Origin of the sequence: Cytobacillus gottheilii (genome assembly GCF_900166665.1) — a bacterium.
GTDB lineage: Bacteria > Bacillota > Bacilli > Bacillales > Cytobacillaceae > Cytobacillus > Cytobacillus gottheilii_A.
The window spans coordinates 734010-756866 of the sequence record NZ_LT800494.1 but is presented as its reverse complement, the minus strand read 5'-3'; the positions used below and the strand labels follow the sequence as shown (position 1 = coordinate 756866).

24 protein-coding genes and 1 riboswitch are annotated in these 22857 nt (G+C 38.9%); of the genes, 3 read left to right on the top strand and 21 right to left on the bottom strand.

The window, feature by feature from the left end; genetic code table 11:
* Window positions 1-10: 10 nt before the first annotated feature.
* The gene (locus tag B7E07_RS03670) at window positions 11-676 is read right to left on the bottom strand and encodes a DUF6944 family repetitive protein (RefSeq protein WP_080844120.1); all 666 of its coding nucleotides are present in this window, start codon (window positions 674-676) and stop codon (window positions 11-13) included.
* A 162-nt stretch (window positions 677-838) separates the two neighbouring features.
* On the opposite strand from B7E07_RS03670, the gene B7E07_RS03665 reads away from it, so the two are divergent.
* Together B7E07_RS03665 and B7E07_RS03660 are read left to right on the top strand one after the other, a co-directional pair.
* Window positions 839-1525 carry a DsbA family protein gene (locus B7E07_RS03665; protein ID WP_080844119.1) on the top strand — a complete coding sequence of 229 codons (687 nt, stop codon included), beginning with the start codon at window positions 839-841 and terminating at the stop codon, window positions 1523-1525.
* A complete protein-coding gene (locus B7E07_RS03660; RefSeq protein WP_080844118.1) occupies window positions 1525-1944 on the top strand; it encodes a disulfide oxidoreductase in 420 nt (139 codons plus the stop codon). The genes B7E07_RS03665 and B7E07_RS03660 overlap by 1 nt, the downstream gene beginning before the upstream one ends.
* 53 nt (window positions 1945-1997) lie before the next feature.
* On the opposite strand, the gene B7E07_RS03655 is transcribed toward B7E07_RS03660, so the two are convergent.
* The 19 genes from B7E07_RS03655 to B7E07_RS03565 all read right to left on the bottom strand — a co-directional run bounded on the left by B7E07_RS03655 (window position 1998) and on the right by B7E07_RS03565 (window position 21294).
* A complete protein-coding gene (locus tag B7E07_RS03655; RefSeq protein ID WP_080844117.1) occupies window positions 1998-3614 on the bottom strand; it encodes a sensor domain-containing diguanylate cyclase in 1617 nt (538 codons plus the stop codon).
* Between the two features lie 377 nt (window positions 3615-3991).
* The gene (gene thiC / locus B7E07_RS03650) at window positions 3992-5776 is read right to left on the bottom strand and encodes a phosphomethylpyrimidine synthase ThiC (RefSeq protein ID WP_080844116.1); all 1785 of its coding nucleotides are present in this window, start codon (window positions 5774-5776) and stop codon (window positions 3992-3994) included.
* 139 nt (window positions 5777-5915) lie between these two features.
* Window positions 5916-6030: riboswitch (TPP riboswitch) on the bottom strand.
* Window positions 6031-6194: 164 nt separating this feature from the next.
* Window positions 6195-6833: an ABC transporter ATP-binding protein gene (locus B7E07_RS03645; RefSeq protein ID WP_080844115.1), complete on the bottom strand. Its 639-nt coding sequence runs from the start codon at window positions 6831-6833 to the stop codon at window positions 6195-6197.
* Between the two features lie 17 nt (window positions 6834-6850).
* Complete coding sequence (locus B7E07_RS03640; protein WP_080844114.1) at window positions 6851-8353, bottom strand: hypothetical protein; 1503 nt, start codon at window positions 8351-8353, stop codon at window positions 6851-6853.
* Window positions 8343-9125, bottom strand: coding sequence for an ABC transporter permease (locus B7E07_RS03635; RefSeq protein WP_080844113.1), 783 nt, complete (start codon window positions 9123-9125; stop codon window positions 8343-8345). The genes B7E07_RS03640 and B7E07_RS03635 overlap by 11 nt, the downstream gene beginning before the upstream one ends.
* A 27-nt stretch (window positions 9126-9152) precedes the next feature.
* Complete coding sequence (locus B7E07_RS03630) at window positions 9153-9842, bottom strand: permease prefix domain 1-containing protein (RefSeq protein WP_080844112.1); 690 nt, start codon at window positions 9840-9842, stop codon at window positions 9153-9155.
* Complete coding sequence (locus B7E07_RS03625; protein ID WP_080844111.1) at window positions 9829-10179, bottom strand: PadR family transcriptional regulator; 351 nt, start codon at window positions 10177-10179, stop codon at window positions 9829-9831. Before B7E07_RS03625 ends, B7E07_RS03630 begins: the two co-directional genes overlap by 14 nt.
* A 179-nt stretch (window positions 10180-10358) precedes the next feature.
* Window positions 10359-10880, bottom strand: coding sequence for a DoxX family protein (locus tag B7E07_RS03620; RefSeq protein ID WP_080844110.1), 522 nt, complete (start codon window positions 10878-10880; stop codon window positions 10359-10361).
* A gap of 537 nt (window positions 10881-11417) precedes the next feature.
* The gene (rpmG, locus tag B7E07_RS03615) at window positions 11418-11567 is read right to left on the bottom strand and encodes a 50S ribosomal protein L33 (RefSeq protein ID WP_066442686.1); all 150 of its coding nucleotides are present in this window, start codon (window positions 11565-11567) and stop codon (window positions 11418-11420) included.
* 24 nt (window positions 11568-11591) lie between these two features.
* On the bottom strand, window positions 11592-12758 hold the full coding sequence (locus B7E07_RS03610; RefSeq protein ID WP_080844109.1) for an FAD/NAD(P)-binding protein: 1167 nt from the start codon (window positions 12756-12758) through the stop codon (window positions 11592-11594).
* 43 nt (window positions 12759-12801) lie between these two features.
* Complete coding sequence (locus tag B7E07_RS03605) at window positions 12802-13167, bottom strand: hypothetical protein (RefSeq protein ID WP_080844108.1); 366 nt, start codon at window positions 13165-13167, stop codon at window positions 12802-12804.
* A 40-nt stretch (window positions 13168-13207) separates the two neighbouring features.
* Window positions 13208-13456 carry a type B 50S ribosomal protein L31 gene (locus B7E07_RS03600; RefSeq protein WP_080844107.1) on the bottom strand — a complete coding sequence of 83 codons (249 nt, stop codon included), beginning with the start codon at window positions 13454-13456 and terminating at the stop codon, window positions 13208-13210.
* A 22-nt stretch (window positions 13457-13478) separates the two neighbouring features.
* Window positions 13479-13748: a 30S ribosomal protein S14 gene (gene rpsN, locus B7E07_RS03595; protein ID WP_080844106.1), complete on the bottom strand. Its 270-nt coding sequence runs from the start codon at window positions 13746-13748 to the stop codon at window positions 13479-13481.
* A gap of 210 nt (window positions 13749-13958) precedes the next feature.
* The gene (locus B7E07_RS03590; protein ID WP_080844105.1) at window positions 13959-15161 is read right to left on the bottom strand and encodes a GTP-binding protein; all 1203 of its coding nucleotides are present in this window, start codon (window positions 15159-15161) and stop codon (window positions 13959-13961) included.
* A 294-nt stretch (window positions 15162-15455) separates the two neighbouring features.
* Entirely contained in the window at window positions 15456-15764 is a 309-nt protein-coding gene (locus tag B7E07_RS03585) for a DUF1980 domain-containing protein (RefSeq protein WP_080844104.1), read from the bottom strand.
* The gene (locus tag B7E07_RS03580) at window positions 15761-16786 is read right to left on the bottom strand and encodes a permease (RefSeq protein ID WP_080844103.1); all 1026 of its coding nucleotides are present in this window, start codon (window positions 16784-16786) and stop codon (window positions 15761-15763) included. Before B7E07_RS03580 ends, B7E07_RS03585 begins: the two co-directional genes overlap by 4 nt.
* An 84-nt stretch (window positions 16787-16870) precedes the next feature.
* The gene (locus tag B7E07_RS03575) at window positions 16871-17794 is read right to left on the bottom strand and encodes a CobW family GTP-binding protein (RefSeq protein ID WP_080844102.1); all 924 of its coding nucleotides are present in this window, start codon (window positions 17792-17794) and stop codon (window positions 16871-16873) included.
* Window positions 17795-17976: 182 nt separating this feature from the next.
* Entirely contained in the window at window positions 17977-19197 is a 1221-nt protein-coding gene (locus B7E07_RS03570; protein WP_080844101.1) for a GTP-binding protein, read from the bottom strand.
* 156 nt (window positions 19198-19353) lie between these two features.
* Window positions 19354-21294, bottom strand: coding sequence for a lipoteichoic acid synthase (locus B7E07_RS03565; protein WP_080844100.1), 1941 nt, complete (start codon window positions 21292-21294; stop codon window positions 19354-19356).
* Between the two features lie 203 nt (window positions 21295-21497).
* On the opposite strand from B7E07_RS03565, the gene B7E07_RS03560 reads away from it, so the two are divergent.
* Window positions 21498-22052 (top strand): recombinase family protein, encoded by a 555-nt coding sequence (locus B7E07_RS03560; RefSeq protein WP_080844099.1) that lies wholly within the window; start codon window positions 21498-21500, stop codon window positions 22050-22052.
* 185 nt (window positions 22053-22237) lie between these two features.
* Here the strand turns inward: B7E07_RS03560 and B7E07_RS03555 are convergent, their stop codons facing one another.
* Window positions 22238-22657, bottom strand: coding sequence for a universal stress protein (locus B7E07_RS03555; RefSeq protein WP_080844098.1), 420 nt, complete (start codon window positions 22655-22657; stop codon window positions 22238-22240).
* Window positions 22658-22857: the final 200 nt, after the last annotated feature.

The window sequence follows — 22857 nt, the reverse complement described above, 5'->3', positions numbered from 1 at the left end:
AATTACTAGATCACAAAGTCTTATTTCCCCATAAACCAATTTGACCTCGCCTATTATAAGAAGAAAATGTACGCCTCTCCCCATCCTCCTCATTTTTGGCCTCCAATGAAAAGGCTCTAATCAAAGTAAAAGCTCCAATCACTTGTATCCAGCTCCCAATCATTAGGATGTGATCACCCGCTTCTTCTTGCTCCTGAAGTAAGAAAACAGTGCCAATTGCCTCAACGATGGAGCCCAGCGAAACCAGACTATTTCCCATCATATCCAATTCCCTTGCAGGTGTGTCTGCTGCCAGGTAAGCTCCCACCGCTTCAAATGCCGCACCGAGGCCTTGCACTGCACTTCCCAGTGTGTCAATTCGCCAGCCATCTTCTTCTGACTCATTTAATTCGACATGTATTCCGACGGAGTTTGTGGTATTTCCTGCAGCTTCAATCCAGCAGCCCAAGATATAATAATAAGTTGATTCAGAACTTGCCGGGTTGGGATCATTTGACCTTCCTACCCCCTGCAATGCGTTGCCCAACGCTTCGATCCCATTTCCTTTCAGGACAAGCTCTTTGCCCTTCTTTGTCCGTGTGACGGTGGCATGTGTCTGACCTATGGCTGCTGATAGTGTGCCCAGTCCAAGAAGCCATGCTCCTGTAATGAGTAATTCTTCGCCTGCATGATCCATGCCTTCCCTCCTAATAAGACGCTGCTACTACTGTATGGTGAAGTATGCGTATTTGTACCTCAAAAGTCTCATCTGCAAAAGGGATCCATCCAATGACCTTTTGAATAGTTACCAGCCATTTGATAAAATAGGAAAGCTACAACTAGAAAAGGAGATTCATACATGTCACAGAATAAGAAATCATCTAATACATTTGTTATCGTTTTGACTCTTTTAGTCTTTGCTTCCATTGCGGTGTTTGTTGTGCTCAGCAGCAATAACCAAAAAGAAAATGAACCAGGCACTGAATTTTCACAGCAGCCATCTTTGGAAGAACAGCCTAGACTAGGTGAAGAGGATGCACCCGTTAAAGTCGTTGAGTTTGGTGATTTTAAGTGCCCAGCCTGCAAAGCATGGGGAGAAAGCATTTACCCGCAGCTTGTGGATGATTATGTTGAGAGCGGACAAGTAGAATTCGGTTATATCAATGTTCTATTTCATGGGCAGGAATCCACTTTGGGATCTGCTGCTGCAGAAGCCGTGCTTCAGCTTGAACCTGAATCGTATTGGGATTTTCACAAGAAATTATTTGCAGAACAGCCGGCAAATGATCACGACACGGTCTGGCTGACGATGGATAAAATACATGAAGTCGCGGCTGAAACAACTAACATCACTGCTGAGGATTTAGAAGCAGAAATGCAAACAGAAGCTGTAATGGAAGAGGTAAATAAAGATAACTCCCTTGTTCAAGAATACGAAATACAATTAACCCCAACGATTATGGTCAATGAAGTGATGATAGAAGATCCATTTGATTATGAAAAAATCAAAAGTGTGATTGATGAAGCATTAGAGGATCAAAAATAATGGAGGTGCAAAAGAAGAGCCAGCTATTTCTATATCTTGCCTGGGTCATTTCCATGATCGCTGCACTTGGCAGTCTTTATTTTAGTGAAATCCGCGGGTTTATTCCTTGTGAACTATGCTGGTACCAGCGCATTTTCATGTACCCTCTTGTTTTCATTTTAGGAATTGGTGCTTTTTATCAGGATCATACCGTTAAAAGAATTGCCCTGCCAATGGCTGTGATCGGCTGGTGCATATCCATCTACCATTATTTGCTGCAAATGGTTCCTGGTTTTGCTGAAATCAAACCATGTGCAAATGGCGTTCCCTGCAATGCCAAGTATATTGATTGGTTTGGATTTGTAACCATTCCTTTCCTGGCCTTAACTGCATTTACATTCATTATTATTATGATGTTAATGATGCGAATCAAAAAATAAAGCAAAAGGGTGATCCTGCCTTCGGATCACCCTTTTCTATTGTCAGAGTTCCCTTAATGCGCTTCCGACATATACACTCTATTTTTCCCTGTTCTTTTCACCTTATATAATGCTTCATCAGCTAGACGGATGACCGAGGTGATGTTATTGATTTCAGGGTGATACACCGCTCCGCCTACACTGCAGCCAACATGAACAATATGTTCATCAATAATAAAGGCATCACCAAGCATAGACACGATTCGATTTCCAACGTCCATCCCTCTCTGAACTGGATCCTCCGGAGATTTCAAAACAAGGACAAATTCATCTCCACCAAGTCTTGCAACGAACTCGCCATTCTCAATATTCTGCTTGAGACGCCTGCCTGTTTCAATCAGAAGCTGATCACCCGCATCGTGACCTAACGTATCATTTACTTTTTTAAATCCATCTAAGTCTAGATACAATACCGTTAATGGAGTATTTTCACGCGTAACCCGATCCAAATACCGCTCAAGCCCATTACGGTTCGCAAGTCCTGTTAAATGATCCCTTGAAGCAACATTTTCCATTTCTTCTAAATCCGTTTCTGTTTTCGTTAACTTTTTAATAAGTTTTCGCAGAGATATAGACAGAGATTCAATTTCTTCTATGCCTCTGTAGATCGGAATATCAATCTTTTCCCCTTCGCGCAGCCTGTCAGCAATGCTCGATATTTCTTTCAAAGGGGCAGCCATTCTTCTGGCCACTAAAGAAGCTAAAAGGGAAGAAAGAACAGCCAAGATGATGCCGCAGACAATAAAATAGCTTAACATCTCTTTCGTTGGAGCATATGCCTCGTCCACTGTCTGTCTGACAATGACAGTCCACCCCAGACCTTCATAGTCTCTATAGCCGTCCGTTAAAGCAATGCCTGTTAAATAATCCTTGCCATCATCCCATTTTTCTACTGTCCAAGCAGCCTGATTTTGCTCAGCTTCCTTTAACTCTTCAAAATTCAGCGTATGACCCAGCATTTCTTTCGGTCCTAGGAGCACATCATGATTTTTACCCACAATGAAAATTTCAAGATCCTCACTGCCCTTTAATGTATTCAACATGGCCATTTCTACTTCTTTAGCCCATTCCCAGCTTAAATGTGCCGCCAATACTCCATTAAAAACACCACCATCGGTTGTAATAGGCATACTAATATCAACAAATTTCATGGGTTCTCCAGTAGGATTTGGCAGTAAATCAGCCAGCAGCACCGCTTCATGAACATCACCAATAAACGGCCTCTCCAAGGCTTCCTGATAAACTGGTCTCTCTGAAATATTTATTCCTTTTAAAATATCATCTGTAGCTGAAATAACTTCCCCTTCTTCATTGGTTAATCCAATCCAGCTGAAAGCCGGAAAGCTTTCTCTTACCTGATTCAGCAATTGGTCGATTTCTTTAAGATTTTCTGGCTCTTTAATGGTCTGCAGCTCACTAATGATTTCAACTTCACCATTTCTTGACCACATATACCGATCAAGCTTGTCCCCCATCAAATAGGCCATATCTGCTAAGGAATCACCAATTTCTGTTTGTACTTCCTGAATGGAACGCTGCCCGATTAAAAAACTTAAAATAATGACTAAAAAAACCATAATAATGCCAAAAATAATCGATAGTTGTCTTTGCAGACTACTAGAAAACAACATATAAAACCTCTCCGTTTGTTTAATCAAGTGGTTGTCACTTCTCATTGAGGTGTATTCTAAGATGCAGTATGAATCACAGCTAAAAAATTGTTCAATCATGAACATAGTAAGTATATAAGAAGTGATGGTATTCGTATAGATAGAACCCTAAACATTATAACAAAATACATACTATTCAAACACACAGAAAACTGAAAATGTCCGTATTCGCTAATAAGAATGAGTTGTAAAAATTAAAGGGATTATAGCAGCTAAATCAATGTATATCATAAGAAAAGAGCTCATATGATGATGAGCTCTTTGACTATGATCTTTAGAATGCTGCCGATTCCTATAAAAAGTGGGCAAGACTTGCAACATCCTCGGCTTACATATTTTTATGAGTAGATTTGACTTCCGCCTTCTTTAAATTCCTCTGCTTTTTGCTTCATTCCCTGCTCTATATCTTCTTTTGTAACAAGACTATTTTCCTTTGCATAGTTTCGGATATCCTGAGAAATTCTCATTGAGCAAAATTTTGGCCCGCACATGGAACAGAAGTGAGCTGTCTTAGCACCTTCTGCAGGCAAGGTTTCATCATGAAATTGCCGTGCCCGTTCTGGATCAAGGGAGAGATTAAACTGGTCCTTCCAGCGAAATTCAAAGCGCGCTTTTGATAAAGCATCATCTCTTATTTGGGCACCAGGATGGCCTTTAGCCAAATCGGCTGCATGGGCAGCAATTTTATAGGTGATCACACCTTCCCGGACATCATCTTTATTTGGCAGTCCTAAATGCTCCTTCGGCGTCACATAGCAGAGCATGGCTGTTCCATACCATCCGATCATGGCTGCGCCGATTGCAGAGGTTATATGATCATAACCTGGTGCAATATCGGTTGTCAGCGGACCTAATGTATAGAATGGAGCTTCTTGACAGATTTCAAGCTGCTTATCCATGTTTTCTTTAATTAAATGCATTGGAACATGTCCAGGACCTTCAATCATTACCTGTACATCGTGCTCCCAGGCAATTTTAGTCAGCTCACCTAATGTTTCAAGCTCGGCAAATTGAGCTTCATCATTTGCATCTGCGATTGAGCCGGGACGGAGGCCATCGCCTAATGAGAAGGCCACATCATAGGTTTTCATGATTTCACATATTTCTTCAAAGTGAGTATATAAAAAACTTTCTTGATGATGATATAAGCACCACTGAGCCATAATGGAACCGCCGCGCGATACGATCCCAGTCATTCGCTTAGCTGTTAATGGAACATAATGCAGCCGCACACCAGCATGGATTGTAAAATAATCTACCCCTTGTTCGGCTTGCTCAATCAGAGTATCGCGAAATACGTTCCAACTAAGATTTTCCGCAATCCCATTTACTTTTTCAAGTGCCTGATAGATTGGAACAGTGCCTACAGGAACAGCAGAATTTCGGATTATCCACTCCCGTGTTTTGTGTATATTTTTCCCGGTCGATAAATCCATAATGGTATCAGCACCCCAGCGCGTTGCCCAGGTCATTTTTTCAATCTCTTCTTCAATCGACGAGGATACAGCGGAATTGCCGATATTGGCATTGATTTTCACATGAAAGTTGCGGCCAATAATCATGGGTTCACTTTCAGGGTGATTAATATTTGCTGGAATGATGGCTCGTCCGCGGGCGACTTCCTCACGGATATATTCAGGATTCATATTTTCCCGGATGGCGATGAATTCCATTTCAGGTGTGATGATCCCTTTCCTTGCATAATGAAGTTGTGTAACATTTTTTCCTCGTTTTGCCCGCAGAGGCTTTCTTTTTAGCCCGGGAAACACACCGTGCTGGGTACGCTGGTCGTCTTCATTGCGGTAACCATTATCTTCTGGTTTTATCCTGCGACCTTCATAGCTTTCAATATCGCCGCGTTCATCGATCCATTTCTGGCGAATGGGCGGCAGTCCTTTTGTCAGATCCACTGCATAATTCTGATCCGTATACGGCCCGCTTGTATCATAAATACGCACGGGCTCGTTCTTCTCATCTCCAAAAGATCCTGTGGTGGCACTAAGTTCAATTTCTCTCATTGGCACCTGGATATCAGACCTAGTTCCTTCTACATACACTTTTTTGCTGCCGGGAAAGCTGGACATAATGGAAATCATTTTACCGTTTACAGTGGGGTTGATCATTTTATCTCTCCTTTAACATATTGTTAAGGACTTGATCTCGGGAAATGCAAAGACATCCTTCAGTGAAGTGCACAAAAAGAAGCTGGGTCCATTGTAAAATAAACAGACCCAGCTTCAGAATATGCAGAAGTATACATAGCAAGTATTACACTAACTTCCCTACGCTGGCATGATCCAGATCAGGTCCAAAGGGTCAAGAAACTTTATAGCGTTTCCCTCTCAGCCCAGCTTATTGGACTCCCCTAGTTATTACTATTCAATTGTGCTTTTAGTTTAATATAAACGAACAGTAAATAAAAGGATATTTTAGAATTTATTGAAAAATAGGGAAAGAAACGCTGATTCTGTGAATCTTACTAAAGGATAAAACCATACTGGCTGCAATAAGAGATTACAGCCTCCTCTGATCTCGTCAACATTATTTTATTTTTTCTAGAGTAAAATTCCGGACTCTGTAGATGTGGTCACTTAAAAGATCTATATCTTCTTGGTTATGGCTAGTCAATACAATGGTTTTGCCTTTGTCTTTCAAAGATTTTAATAGTCCGCGTATATTCTCCACACTATCAACATCCAGGGCATTAAAGGGTTCATCTAATAAGAGAATTTCCTGGTCTTCCATAATCGCTTGGGCGATAGCTAATTTTTGTTTCATGCCAAGTGAATACTCTTTAACTTTTTGTTTGGCTGCAGGCTGGAGTCCTACTTTTATCATTGTCTCTTTGATTTGCTCATCAGAGATTTTTCTATTAATCATGGCTAGGTACTTTAAGTTTTCAAAGCCTGTTTTATTGCCTATATAACCAGGCCGATCAATAATAATGCCAAAGTCTTCAGGGAAACGATTATCTTTTCCAAGTTGTTTTCCCCGTATAGTAACAGTCCCTTGATCCGGAAAAATAAAACCGCACATCATTTTAAATAACACCGATTTCCCTGACCCATTAGGCCCTGTTAATCCATAGATCTTCCCCTTTTCAATAGCGAGATTCGTATTTTCAAATAAAACTAATCCTTTATAGGATTTGCTTATATTTTTCAGATCAATGATGGTCATAATTCGTCACATCCTCCTTATATCATAAAATCTCTTCTCTTCAATACATAAACCAGGACGATCACTTCAATAACGACAGCAATCAATAATTGAATAGAAATCATATAGACTGATGCCTCTGTCAGTAATTGCCCCATGCTATTAAGGCCAACTGGGATGAAGGCGCCGGGGTTCATTCCCGGAAACATGAACAATATAGAAATCAAGAGGATAACAAAGCTTTTCATAACATCTTTTGTCAGCCATGTGATTAAAAACACCAGTATTACATAAAAAATGATTTGTAGAAATCCATTCACAAAGTAATGATAGCCAACCTGTAAAACTGGCAAATCCTGCTGCAATTCCACATGCAAGGAAAACGAATAATCAAAACCTGCTGAAATAGTGAAAAGAAGAAGAGCCAGAGACAATAGAAACAATCCCGTATACCACATAATCATAAGGAACCAGCCATTAAACCATTTCAATAAGGATTTGTGCCGAATTATCGAGTAATGGCTCATCTCTGTCAATTGTTTTTGCAGTATAAGCTGTACAAAATATACAAACCCCATAAAAGCAATCACATAAAAACTAAGAGAGAGAATTTGAAATGCATCATTTGTCGTTCCATAGAAAGTAAGAATCCAAATGTCCCATATCGTCAGGGTCTCATCGGAATATAAAGAAGCATGATACACCATTCCCGTACACACGATCACTGCAAATAAAAGGATTGGCCATGAAGTTATAAATATATGCCTGACAGCTCGAAAATCTCTTCCAATATAATTCAAAGCTAATAAACCAATGCCAAATAACAAGATAATGATCATAAAGGAGATCCATATGCTATTAAAACTGGCAGCACCGTGAAATAGACTAAGATAATTCGGCAAAAGGATCCATTTGAAGGATATCGGAAACACCTTAAAGGAAAGGATCGCCACCGCATATAAAAAGGCAATAGAAAAATAGATGGTGCGTTTGCTCTTTGTTATTGCATATAAAATGGTGAGAAAGAGCTGGATCGTCAGCATGGTTAAAAAGAATAAAAGAAACTGCAAAATTAAGGCATATAGCGGCTGTGATAAATGATTGCTTAGTGTAAACAGAATGTCATTGCCATCTAGATCTAGCCGAGAAAGTTCACTCCACTGAAAGGAAAAAGGCAGACCAAGTGCTCCTGCAAAACTAGCGGCATTCCATATTAGCAATAAGAAAACATTAAATATGGAAAAACCCTTTACATTGTGGAGGATCCACTTTTTAAAAGAACCCCATCGGATTAAATGCATATAGTCAAAGGAATTAGTCAGCTGCTGACCCGTTTTCATTAGGAATAACGGAAACACAAAATAGACAATTAAGTAGAGATCACTTACCCCAGTTAAACCAACATCCCAAAAGTTATATTGAACATTCTCGCTTTCCGTTCTTAATGTAATAGAATGCCGTGTGCTAAACGTATAAAGAATGATAATCGGAAAGGCTATAAACCAATAATTGGAAATGGGTGTTTTCCATTTAGTGAACATACTCATAAACCTTTTCTTGAAAATGATTCCTCACATAATAGATTAGGATAGAGAGGATCATTAAATGAATGGTAAATGGAACAAAAATCGTCCACAGCGGCTGCTGGATAATATTAAATGGAAATACCGTACTGACAGGCGAAAATTCGGGATGAGCCAGAATCGCTGTTACAAAATTCATGACAAAATACCAAAGAAAAGGCAGGGAAATCGCAACAAAATGGTTTTTCATCAATAACGTCAGCACATAGGCAGCTGAACTGTACAGGGCCGCATTAATGCCCACCCAGAAAGAATAAATGAGACCGTAAGTCAAAGTGCCATATTCTAAGAAAATCTCAAATGTACCAACAGAACTCCCCGTACCATTTTCATAGACGATCATTCCGAGAGACGGCTCAACATACACAATAAACACAAACGATATAAATACCATGGCAAAAGCCACTATAAAGGATAAAATTCCATTCACAATGCCTTTCGCCAGCAGATAGTCAGCAAGCTTTATCCGAGGTTTTATATAAGTGATGAACTGATCTTTCACTTCGCTTGCATAGCTTCCTGCATATAGAATGATGAAAAATAGCGGAAATAAAAGAGCAACCACTCCACCAATTACTTCGGTATGCACATCAACAGCACGGTAAAACATATAACCTGTTTTCACATTCAAGAATTGAACAGCTGCAGGTATTAAGATAATCGCTAAACATAGTAAGACCCGATTGAAAGTCAAGGCTCTTTTCCACTCAACAGCAACTAGATGCTTCATATATATATCCTCCTCGAAAACTAAGCCCTAGTAAGATTTTTTTCTATGGTAAAGATTGATGATCAGCCAGATGATAAACAGTACGGTGAAGCAAGTGACTCCAAAAAATAAGGCTAGGATTCCAATGACGCGATAATCTAAGATTGTTATTTCTACAAAGCTGTTTCCTGACCCGCTTCCGTAATTACTGTAAACTATAGGAAAAGTATAATCGTTGCCTTGATCCGTTTGATAAACTGGATTCTCTCTTTCGTTAGTTAAATAAGCACTCATCTGCTTGATGTATGGTGCAGTATTTAAAAGTGCATCTATTTTAGCCTTTGTTTCATTAGAAACTTCCGGATCCGCTTCAACCATATCTCCAATTTCATAGGATATGTTACCATGTTCTTCTACCCGCTCGTTTCCAACCGGCAAAAAATACCCAAACACAGCTGCTGAAAGGAGAAAAATCGCGATACCTGCATAGAGAACTCTCGCAGCAAAAATCTTTTGAATTTTAAATAATTCAGATACAACGGTTCGAAGCTCACTTTCTCCCCCAAAACGCTCGATCGCAATTTGAAAAGCTTCCTCTTCTGTTTTTCCTTCTAATTTCAATTCGTGCACAGCTTCTATTAAATGTGTTTTCATTTCTTCTTTGAATTCTTGGATCTCTTTTTCATTGCCTTTTACATGCTGATATACTTTATTGACATATTCCTCAATCATCTTCATTGGTGTTCTCTCCTTTAAGAAATGAATCCATGATTTTCTTAATAAACTCCCATTCCTGCCGTTTTTGTTCAAACCCATCCTTACCTTCTGATGTCAGGGTGTAATACTTTCTCCTTCCTCCTGGCCCTTGTTCATCGCCCCAATAGGAGGAAATCCATTTATTTTTTTCAAGTCGTTTCAAGGAAAGGTAAAGCGTGCCCTCCTTAAGTTCAAATTGATTCTCGCTTTTTTCGCGAACCAATTTAGCGAGTTCATATCCGTACATATCTCTCTTTTGTAAGAGAGATAGTATTAACGTATCGATATGTCCTTTTAAAACCTCTTTATTAATTTCCATTATTTGTCCTCCATCTGATCAGAAAAACATACTCTATAATGCAAGGTATTCTATTAAAAAAATATCATAGGTTTATGATAATAGGTATTACTCTATAATGCAAGGTATTACTTTTAAAAAAAATACAAAAAGAGAGGCTGAATCAACACTCTGATTCAGCCTCTCTTTATCGTATGCATCTAAACTCTGTTTACGTTCGCTCCACTCTCTTCTTCTTTACCTTTATTTAATTGCTTGCGGATAAAAGGCATTACATAATAGTCAAGTCCGAATCTTCCAGCGTTGTAGCCAGCTGCTAGAATGAATACACCCATTAGAATGTCTGTCGGGTTATGAGATACAGTACCTGTAAGCAAGAAAGAGAAGTTCATCAAAATGCCGAAGAATGCTGCTGCTGTTGTTAAGCATCCAAGAATTAATCCAAGTCCTACTAAGAATTCGCCCCAAGGAATCATGAAGTTAAATAGATCGGCATTTGGTAATGCAAAGCTTTGAAGGAAGCTGTTATACCAGCCAAAAACAGGTGCTCCATCTGGTCCCATTACCGGGTTTGCGGCTGCATTAGCCAGGAATCCTTTTGAATCAAATCCTCCTGTGATTTTCCCCCAGCCTGCTGTGATCCATAAATATCCCCAATAAACACGTATAACTGTTAATAGTGCTGCTGCAATTTTGTTTTCTCTTAACCAATTGTTAATCATCTTACATCTCCCTTTCTTTTAGTGAAAGATTATTTTATGATTGCTTCTTACACTTAGAATATACCATGCTGGAGGGTACTCTACATCAACATTGTGATAAACTTCACAATGTTGTAATAAAGATGTGTCGGATTGTTGAACAATGTGGTTTTTTATAGGATTTTCATCACTAGAAAGCATTTGTGCTGGTGAGGAAAGCGCCGCTGCTGGTACTTTTCTGGGTTCTATTTACATCACAATCCGATTATTAGAGCTCATTTTGAGGAACAAATGCTGGATTAAACGGAGAATTTTATAAAAATACTGCAAAACCTTTTAAAAAAACATATATGATAGACTTTTGAACCTGGATATCCGCCGTCGTGAGTAAAATATCCGCCGTTAACTGGGATTTATCCGCCGTAAAAATTTTTTATCCGCCGTTAAAAAAATATATCCGCCAAAAACAACGTTTTATCCGCCAAACCCCGTTCAAGTTATACAATACGCAAAAAGCCGGCAACACCAACATTGGCGCCAACCGGCCTTCAAATAAAATTACTTCGTCTCTCTATGCAATGTACGTTTCTTCAAGCGTGGGCAGTATTTCATTAATTCAATTCTGTCCGGGTTGTTGCGCTTATTTTTCGTCGTAATATAATTACGGTCTCCTGTTTCTGTACAAGCAAGTGTAATGTTTACTCTCATGATCAAAACTCCTTTTCGTTTGGTTTAAACACTTAAAACAATTCTTTCAGCCGCTTGACGGGCTCCAGAAATATTCCTCGCAATCGGTCCCATCTCCAGTTCGGCCAGCGGTCCTATCACATATAAATGCGGACACCATTCGAGGGACGGACTAACAATGGGATATCCGCATTTTGCGCAAGGCAGACTGTATTCTTCAATCGTCTCCTCCAGCCAGCCGCCGCCTGGTCTTTCAGGCTTAAAGCCTGTTGCAAGTATAACGGACTGAACTTCAACAGGACCATTCTCGGTGGTTAAGATCAGGTCGTGATTGCTCCCGTTTCGGGCGGAAATAATCTCACCATCGATCACTTTGAGAATTTGATCCTGCTCAAGCTTCTTCAGTTTACGGAATAGCTCTTGCGGCAAGGAGCCGCGATTTCTTGCTGTTTTAATCATTTCTCTTCTTGTTTCATAGTCCTTAATCAATTGATATGACTTCTGATTTTTAGGTCCTAACCAGCCTGGATCACTATCAAAGTCACAAACCCTATAAGGATGCCTTTTAATTAGATGAACCTGACCGGGATACATGGCCGAAAGCTTGATCACTAAATGGGCAGCTGTGATGCCGCCTCCCACAACAGCAATAGAAGGCTTCAATTTCGTTAAATCGGCAGCTTCATCGTAAATATGGAAAAGCTGATGTGAGTGAGCTTCAAGATTACTAGCCCATTCTGGAATATTCAGCTGGCCATTCACACTAAGTGCCAGTACAACGTTTTTCGTTTTAAAACGATTCCCTGCTACAGTGTTAATGGTCCAGCTAGCATCTTCCCGCACAACTTCATTAACAAAGCCTTGATGCCAGCAGGATTCCATGTTGAGATTTCGAAACAGAGCTTGGCTATGCTCATTGAAAAGCTCCAATGAAGGCCGTTTATATACTCCGTAAAAATCACTTTTCTTTCGATTCTGATCGTCAGCATATTTTCTCAAAGAGAATGGCTCAACATCCAGATGATGTACAGACGGTGATCTTAAAAATTTCATCTCAATCATTTTTGTTGTCTTGGTCCAACGGTATAGCGGTGTTTCATGAGGGTCAATGATGAGCAGCTGATCTGCTGATACTTTGTTATTTTTCAGTAAAAACGCTGCAATTGTACAGCCTTGAATGCCGCCACCTACTACAATCCATTCGTAGACCATGTCCATCTCCTGCCTTTAAAACGAAATTATTACGATTTAAATTTTAAGCTTCATGAAGGGAAAAATAAAAATACTTAACATGATCACCTATATTTTTATTTTGCATGCGTACTTTTTCTGTTACATCAAGCCATTGTGCATGTTCCATTTTATTCTCAAGCTTCATACTAATCGTATCTTCAATTTTGTGCATCGTCATCATCAGCTGTCCAAAAGAAAGATTAAAGTGTTCGGCGGCCTGCCGATGTGGTGAATGTTTAACAAGCAAAGACATGAATTCTTCCGAGGTCGCCGCTTGACTGGCCAATTCGTCTTCCAATCCAACAACATATTCATAAATATCCTTTTGTCTGGGAGGAAGTGATTTAATAATCTCTCTTGAGAGAATTTCCATTAAATGAGTATTCATGCTAATACCCCCTACCATCTTGCTAATAGCAACATCTTACTTATTTTTTCATATTATATTTTTGCATAAAGCGATCTGCACGGCCGCCACGTTCTGCAAACTTTTGAACACCAGTATAGAACGGATGCGTATCGGATGTAACCTCTACTTTAAGAAGCGGATAGGTGTTTCCATCTTCCCAAGAAATCGTTTCGTTTGATGTTTTCGTTGAACCTGTTAAAAATTTAAAACCGCTATTTGTATCCATGAATACCACTTTATGATACTCTGGGTGAATATTTTCTCTCATTTTGAAATTCCTCCTTTTCTATTTACCAGCTGGCTTTTTTCACACCAGGGACTTGCCCTTTATGAGCATACTCTCTGAAGGCAATCCGGGACATTTTAAATTTACGCAAGTATCCGCGCGGTCTGCCTGTTACTTGGCAGCGGCTTTTCAGGCGCGTTGGCGATGAATCTCTTGGCAGTTTCCTTAATGCCTCGTAATCACCTTTCTCCTTTAATTCTCTGCGTAGCTCTGCATATTTTAAGACAAGCTCTTGCCGCTTCTGTTCTTTAACAACTTTAGATTTCTTAGCCAAAAATTCCACTCCTTTTTATAATTAAATCGTAATTATTACGATTTAATTCCGAGATAAAGACATTTAATCATAAATACTCCTAAAATGCAACATCTACAACTCATGGGTCACTGTTATTATCTTGCTTACTTCATGTCTGTTATTTAATAGTGCTTCACAACCCTTTTCGCTTTTTATACGATATTATGTGGGAATTTGATACCATTCTCTCTATTGAGACGCACCAACATGCCACTTAAATGGATCTGTTAGTCTACTCCAGTCATCCTCTAATTCTGTATCCGTTAATAAGCATTGATCCAGATCAAGCTCTATTTCTTTCCGATCCAGTTCAGTGCCAATGATGACGAGCTTGATAATTCGATCTCCATAAACGGGATCCCATTCATCCAGCACATCACGATTTTGCCTCAAGATTTCCTGCTGCTCTAATTTTGGCAATGAAGCTACCCAATAGGACACCGGCTCAATACTTACCGATGGACCAGCCTGGGACAGGAGCATCGCAATATTATTTCGTGTCGCACACCAGACAATTCCTTTTGCACGAACAATATTCTCTGGCATATTATTAACCCAGTTGTAAAAACGCTCTGAATGAAATGGGATTCTTCTTTTATAAACAAAAGATCCGATACCGTATTCTTCAGTTTCAGGAGTATGATGCTCGTGGCCAAGCGTTAATTCTTTAATCCAGCCTGCCGAAGCACTTGCTTTTTCAAAGTTAAATCTGCCAGTATTCAAGATTTCCCTTGGCTCTACTTTCCCTTTTATACTATGAATCACTTTTGCTTCAGGCTGAATCACTTTTAATACATTCTCCAGCTTTTCCAATTCTTCTTTCGAAACTAAATCAACTTTGTTAATAATGAGCACATCGCAGAATTCAATCTGATCAATGAGCAGATCTGCAATTTCGCGATCATCCGCATCCCCGACCGCCTCTTTGCGATCAAGCAAGCTGTCTCCTGATCTATAATCCTTCCAGAAACGGTTTGCATCCACAACAGTAACCATGGTATCTAAAGTACAAAAACGAGTCAGATCAATGCCAAGTTCATCATCTATGTATGAAAATGTCTGCGCAACCGGAATCGGTTCACTAATTCCTGTTGATTCAATGACGATATAATCGACATTTCCTGCTTTGGCCAGCTTTTCGACTTCAATTAATAAATCTTCACGAAGCGTGCAGCAAATACAGCCATTGGAAAGTTCAACAAGCTTTTCTTCTGTTCTGGAGAACTCTCCGCCTTGTTTAACTAACTCTGCGTCTATGTTAACCTCACTCATGTCGTTCACAATAACTGCTACTTTTAGCCCTTCACGATTTTGCAAAATATGATTAAGCAATGTTGTTTTCCCAGCACCTAAATAACCGCTTAAAACTGTTACAGGAATTTTTCTAACCATTTTTATCCTCCTAATAAATATGCAAATCGGAATAATTACGATTTATTATATAAAGAATGATACTGTACTTTCGTTTACTTGTAAACGATCATGCATGTGATTTTTTTAAACGGCTGGATCTCCAGTCCATGGTGCTCGCTTTCCGCGGGTGGAAGTTGAGTCTCCTCGGCGCTACCGCCTGCGGGGTCTCGACTTTTCCACTTCTCCCGCAGGAGTCTCACACCCTTCCGTTTCGATCAATTAGCATCCTTTGGAAGCATCCGTTTCAGTTATGAAAAATCCTTTAGATAGTTTTTAATAATAATTAAACGCAATAAAAATCGGCAGAAAGAACAGCACTCCGTATTGAAAGAGTCCAAACAAGCCTGTTCCGCCCTGGTCACATGCTTCGCAGTCACAGTCGGCTCCATACATATCACTATTCATCATTCTAAAAAAGCCTAATAGAAACATAGCAACCATTGCAAAAAGAGCAAAGGGGATCAGCCTGGGTTCAAGCATATCTGTGATTTGACCTGAAGTAAAAAGCTTAAATAGCACAAGACTGAGCGAAATTAAGATGATCGCCTGTAATTCGTTTGCTAATTGCCAATCATTTTTCATGGTATCAATCCATTTCCTCGAAGATACATTCCTGACCCAATTGAAAGCATCATAACAACAATTACGACTGCTATCGTGAACAAGAGCACAAATTTCACTTTAAAGCTTGATAGCATGACGAGCGTATTTTTCAAATCAACAATTGGTCCGAAAACGAGAAAAGCCAATAAAGATTCCGATGGTACTATGCTGCTGAAAGATGCGGCAACAAAGGCATCTGCCTCCGAGCATAAGGATAGAACAAAGGCTAGTCCCATCATAAAAGCTGTTCCAATGATTGTATGCTGTGTGGCATTCAGCATGGCGTTTTCGCTAATAAATACCTGTGCCACACTCGCTAACAATGCTCCAATCATGAAGTATTTGCCTACGATAAAAAATTCATTTGCACTATGATGCAGAATTCCTTTCAGCTTTGAATCTCCTCTGACATTCTGAGGAATATCTAAACTTTGAAAATCACTTTTTTGGTTTTTCAATATATTCTCTTTAGAAAAATGAATATAAATGACAAAGCTCACAATTGCTGCTGTCAGCAAACAGATGAGGATCCTTCCGAAATAAATAAAGGGTTCATCCTGAAAGGCATAATAAGTGGAGCCAAACACGATAAAGTTGAGGATCGGCGCCCCAATTAAAATGGTCACTCCCGCATGGATGGGAACTCCTTTTTGAATAAGCTTTCTTACGACCGGAATAATGGCACACTCACACACAGGCGTAATAATCGCGATGGTTATCGCAGCCAGAAAGGCAGGAAGCGGCTTTTTCGGAATTAGTTTTTTGATCTGTTCTTCTTTAAAGAAAACTTGTATGATCGAAGAAATGAACACCCCTATTAAAATAAAGGGAATTGCTTCTAAAAGAATGCCAATAAACACGTCAAATACCCTTGTCCATTCTTCTTGCAGCCCAAACCCTAATTTGTTGAGGATTTTCTCATTTCCAAATAAAAAGAAATAAATACATAGTAAAAATACTAGATAAACAGTCAGGTTTTTAAGGTGGTTTGACAGACCCATTCTAAACTCCTTTTGAGGGTATAATGAAAAGCATAGGCTGCCTGATTGTTGATTAAATCAATCAATCAAGCAGCAGAAACTGGGTTATAACAATACTTTTTCTCTGCTCAGATTCGTCCCAATAAAGATGATTTCTCCATCTCTAGTATCTGAATATGTCTGGATTTTTTCCCATTGCAGTTTCCCTGAAGCGTATTGAAAGTGGTACCATTGCTCTTCTGATGGATCATAGATGGTCCCTTTTGCTCGGATCATATCTTTTATTAAACTGGAAAGAATCCGATTGACGTCTGTTCTCCCTACATTGTTTACGTTTTGAATTTTGATTGCTTTAATTTCACGATGATGCGCATAGTCCTCTTCACTTTTTTTTCCTTTTGTGGCTAAGCTGGACTGAGTTTGGAAGAGGTCGTCAACACAATCTCCATAAGTTGTTTCATTGATGGCTGCATCTGTATTTATCTTCCGAACTAATTTACGGACTTTCTCCAGATCCGTCTTATGATCAATCAAGTCAACCTTATTTAGTACAATATAAGAAGCATGATGGATCTGCTGTTTTTGCAGGTTTCGCACTTCTTTTGAGCTGGAAAAAACACTTAAATATTCCTGCAGCATGGATGCATCTGTTATGCAGACAGACTCTTTGAGTAAAAATAAATCGGAGAAAGGATGCTGGTTTAATATCTCGTGAATTTCTCCTGGATTGGCTACCCCTGTTCCTTCTATAACAGCAACATCTACTGTTCCATCCTTGTGTAAACTTGATAAATCATGCATGACTTTCTTCAGATCGTCCTGCAGAGAACAGCAAATACAGCCATTCAATAATTCAAAAAAGTTTTCCTCCTTAAACATATGCCTTTCCAAATTCGTTTGGCCAAGCTCGTTTAATAAAATGGCGACCTTTAAGCCATCCTTTTGAAGCTTTTTGATCATTTTGAGCATCATCGTTGTTTTCCCGCTTCCTAAAAAACCATTAATCAAGTAAACCGGCATTTTTCTCATAAATGACACTCCTAAAATTTATAATGATGATCCCATAGAGTGGTTTCCTAAATAGATTGTCATTTACAATTTATTGTTTCTTAATCGTAATTATTCCGATTTTAGCAATCCTTCTTACAACAAGCCGATTAAATAAAGAAAAACCCGCCATTCGGCGAGTTTTATTAGTTTTAAGTACTCTCTTATTCTTCTGTGCCAATCATCATTGTTTGTGCTGTTGGAACGGTAAAGGAAGGCAGCGGGTCAGGAAGTGAGTTCCAGTCTCCACGCATTTCCGTTTCTGTTAACTCACAATTTTTAAGAGACTGTACAATTTCATTCTGATTCATGTCAATTCCAATAAAGACGAGCTCTGTCAGGCGATCACCATTGACTTCATCCCATCGATCCTTTAGTTCTGGATCCTCTTCGAACATAACAGCCTGCTCTTCTTCAGGCAGTGCTGCAATCCAGCTTCCCCCTGATTGAAAAACAATGGATGGACCTGCCTGCGATATAAGACAGCTTTCTTCATTTCTTGACGCCAGCCATATAAAGCCCTTCATACGGATGACCTCCACTGGAAAATCTTCTAACCATGCATAAAAGCGCTTGGGGTTAAGCGGCTTTTTACTTCTGTATACGAAAGAACTAATCCCATACTCTTCGGTTTCAGGGGTATGTTCTCCATTTAGCTCTTTGATCCAGCCTGCACCAGAACTCACTGCATCAAAATCAAACAGGCCTGTATCGAAAATGTCGTTCATTTCTACTTTTGACATGGAGCTTTCAATCATTTTGGCATCAGGGTTTAATTGTCTCAGAGTTGCTTTTAATTCATTTTTATCTTCTTCCTCTACAAGATCTGTTTTGTTTAGGATCAGTATATTAGCAAACTCAATTTGATCAATTAAGAGGTCAACTACTTCACGATCATCGGTTTCATCTGTACCCTGTTTACGGTCCAGCAATGATTCACCAGAAGCATAATCATGCCAAAATCGATTTGCATCAACAACTGTAATCATGGCATCAAGCTGACACATGCTGGACAAATCAATATCTAATGTTTCATCCATATAAGTAAAGGTTTGTGCAACTGGAATAGGTTCACTAATACCGCTTGATTCAATGACGATATAATCAATATCACCGTTTTCTACCAGTTTATTAACCTCAATAATTAAGTCCTCTCTTAACGTACAGCAGATACAGCCGTTTTGCATTTCTACTAGTTTTTCATCTGTTCTGCTGAAGCCGCCCTGCTTTACAAGTGCTGCATCAATATTGACTTCACTCATATCATTGACGATAACAGCCACTTTCTTGTTTTCTCTGTTTGATAAAATATGATTAAGCAATGTTGTTTTTCCAGCACCTAAATAGCCGCTTAATACAGTTACGGGAATTTTCCTTTGTGTCATTTGTCATCTTCTCCCTTCAATCTTTTTAATAGATATTATTATAAATCGAAATCATTACGTTTTACAAATGATTATTTATTCAAACTATTATTCTGATGTTTAAACTGAAAAAAGACTGCCACAGATACATCTGCAGCAGTCCTATTTCAACATTTATTATTCTCGATCTTCTTCGATCAAGTAATTATACTGAGAACGATCTACTGGGATAAAGCGTTCTGGAGTGTAAAACCGCAGAAGGTCTCCATTTACCACTTTATCTGACATCCCAAGCTTTTGTTCTGCGATTGTCTGATAATCCAGCGCTTCCTCTAAACGGCTTTCATCCAGCAGATCACCAGTTGCAGAATCGTAGAACTTCCCATCAGCGTGCATAAACGCTGAACTTACAAAGTCCCCGTTCCTGAAAGGAATGATATCATCATGCTGTTCTGACAGGAGATCCGTACCTAAATGGATATATTCGTTCGTCTCAATTCCCAGCAGGTGAAGCAGTGTTGGCAGCAGATCAATCTGTCCCGCATACTCTTCATTCACGCCGCCTTCCATGCCTGGCACACGAATAAATAATGGTGTACGCTGCAGACCAGCACTTTCATATGGTGTGACCTCTTTTCCAATAACCTGCTCCATCGCCTTGTTATGGTTATTCGAAATTCCATAGTGGTCGCCATACATAATAATAACGGAATTATCATATAAGCCGTTTTCCTTTAAATCATTAAAAAACTGCTGAAGTGCCTCATCCGCATATCTAGCGGTTTGAAAATAATTATCTACCGTATTATTTCCAGTTGTATGCTTATCAATGGTTGCTTCCTCTTCATTCATTTTGAAAGGAAAATGATGTGTAACCGTAATGAAATTCGCATAAAACGGCTCCGGCAATGACTTTAAATATGGCATAGATTGTTCAAAAAATGGCTTGTCCATTAAACCATATTCAGCCTGTTGATCCGCGCTCATTTCATAATAGCTTAAATCAAAAAACTCGTTGTAGCCAAATGATTTGTAAATCTCATCTCTATTCCAGAAGCTGCCCGTATTTCCATGTAAAACAGCAGATGTGTATCCTTGCTGCTGACTTAAAATCGCTGGAGCAGCCTGATACGTGTTTAATCCCTTTGTCGTAAAAGCCGAACCTTGCGGAAGACCATAAAGAGAGTTTGCAACCATAAATTCTGCATCAGCTGTTTTTCCTTGTGCTGTTTGGTGGAAGAAGTTATTAAAATAAAGTGTATTCTCTTCCTCTGTTAAAGAGTTCAAAAACGGAGTCACTTCTTCTCCGTGCAATTCATAATCAATGAGGAAATTTTGAATAGACTCCATATGCACATAAATGACGTTCATTCCTTTAGCTGCCCCGAAATATTCTGGATTCGGCTCTGCACGATTCGTTTGAGTAAAGTTTCGAACCTCAGTCAGATCATTGCTGTCAGCAAACACTCTTTGAGCGGTTGCTTTTGTACTCTGAACTGCGTCATATATTGTATAGTTATACATTCCTAAATATTTTACGATATAGTTTCTATCAAACCCTCTTGTTAATAGCTGAGGACGATCCATTTCTGCAATTGCCAGGTTTATACAAGATATACTTAAGGCTAAAAACATTAAAGCAGATACTTTCCTTGGAGCTGTCTTTTTAACTTGTAAACTTTTAAAATTAAATGTTAATAGAACGAACAGCAGGAGAACATCTGCAAAAAATAATAAATCTGCAGGGCTTAGTAAAGTGCCGATACTTCCGCTGACATCACCAAAGTTTTGTGTTTGTGTTAAAGTTGGCAACGTGATAAAGTCATTAAAAAAACGATAAAACAGGACATTGGCGAACAACAAGGCGGACATTACAAAGTCAATGACAATCAGGACAATAAACTTTTTCTTGCCCTTGAACAAAAAAGCTAGTCCAAGAAATAATAAGGATGAGCCTAAGGGATTTAAAAATAGCAGAAACTGCTGAAGTACACTCTCAATACCCAGTTCAAATTGTGTTAATTGAACGATATACGTTTTTAACCAGAGCATAAAAACAGCTGCTATAAAAAAGAATGTAAACTGACTAGTTATATTATTATTAAGCGTTAGTTTCATTTTTCTCCTTCCTTCTGCAGGAACAGTATCTATAATGATTCTATACATTTACAAATATAAACATTACTGTAATAAAAGATTAACAAAAGTGTACCATGAATTGTCCCAAAAATGAACTATTTTGGTACAGATCATTATATGTATATTCACCCAGAAAATAGTTATTACATCCAAGAAGATAGAGAAAGCTAGAGGTGCTTGTTATGCAAATTGGCTATGCCAGACCATATCCCAGTGATTCAAATAGAGAGAAACAGAATCAGATTCTGCAAGAAGCTGGCTGCGATCTCTTAATCAATGAAGTTCATTTTTCATCTGGCCAGCGTCCGGAACTTAATCATATGATCAAAGATTTAAAGCCGGGAGACAAAATCATTGTCAGCAGCCTGCTCACATTCGCGGATTCTACTCGGAATCTCTTTGAGCTTCTTCAAAAAATTAAGTCGAAGGGCGCTTACTTTCATTCAGTACAAGAGGATATTGATACAAGTAAGGAAAACAATAACTCGTTTATGAAAATCGTTAAACATATTATTGATTTTGAATCGGATCTTCTTAGCGAAAAAACCAAAGAAGGAATTCATGAAGCTAAACAAAAAGGCAGCATTCCTGGAAGGCCGAGAATTCCTGATGAAAATGTAAAAAAGGCCATTCGCATGTATGAAAGCAAAAAGTACAGCTTGGCTGACATTAAAAATACAACAGGGATCAGTAAGACAACCCTTTACAGATATCTTGGAAAATCGCAGGATTCATAATAGGCAAATAGAGACAACTGGGATAGATGTTTTCAGTGATAAAAGCATGAGAGACACGTCCCTTTGATTCTTCTGAAGGTACAAGAAAAAAACCAAACGATTAGAAGAGCGTTCTCTATCTACCGTTTGGGCACTTTCACTTCTTTCAAAACAAAAGAGGAAATGGAGCAAAGAATTGTAACGCCTTATTTAACAATCATAACAGGTGCTGATACCCGCTTGGCTATTTTATGGCTAACACTCCCTAGCACCATCTCCTGCAAAGCGTTTAATCCGCGGCTCCCGACTACAATTAGGTCGTAATCTCCTTTATTGGCAAACTCCACTATTGCTGGTCCAGGCTCACCATGTATAAACTCAACCGCATAAGATACACCCTTTTGCTCGAGGAGGTTTTTTATTGGTTCTAATCGCTGTCTTCTTTTTTCGTGAACAAGGATTTTATCATAATGATGAAGTATATCTTCTTTAGAAGTTTGACCGTCAATAGCATAGACAACTGTAAAGTGTGCCTGTGGATTCTGTTCCCCCAGATGCAAAGCCTTTTCAGCACAGCGGATCGAATGATCAGAACCGTCAGCCGCAATCAAAATCTTATTAAACATAACCCTTCACCTCTAATTTACAATCTTTCATCAATCTTATTTCTTCTAATTGATTCATACAAGATATAAAAAAGGAAAATTGTGTCTAATATATGTTCGTTTTGTTCAATAATTTAATATAGTATATTCCTTACTCACTAAAATGTAAACGGATACATTTTAGTTTTTACTCTTTTCAAAAAAATCATTTTATGAATGAG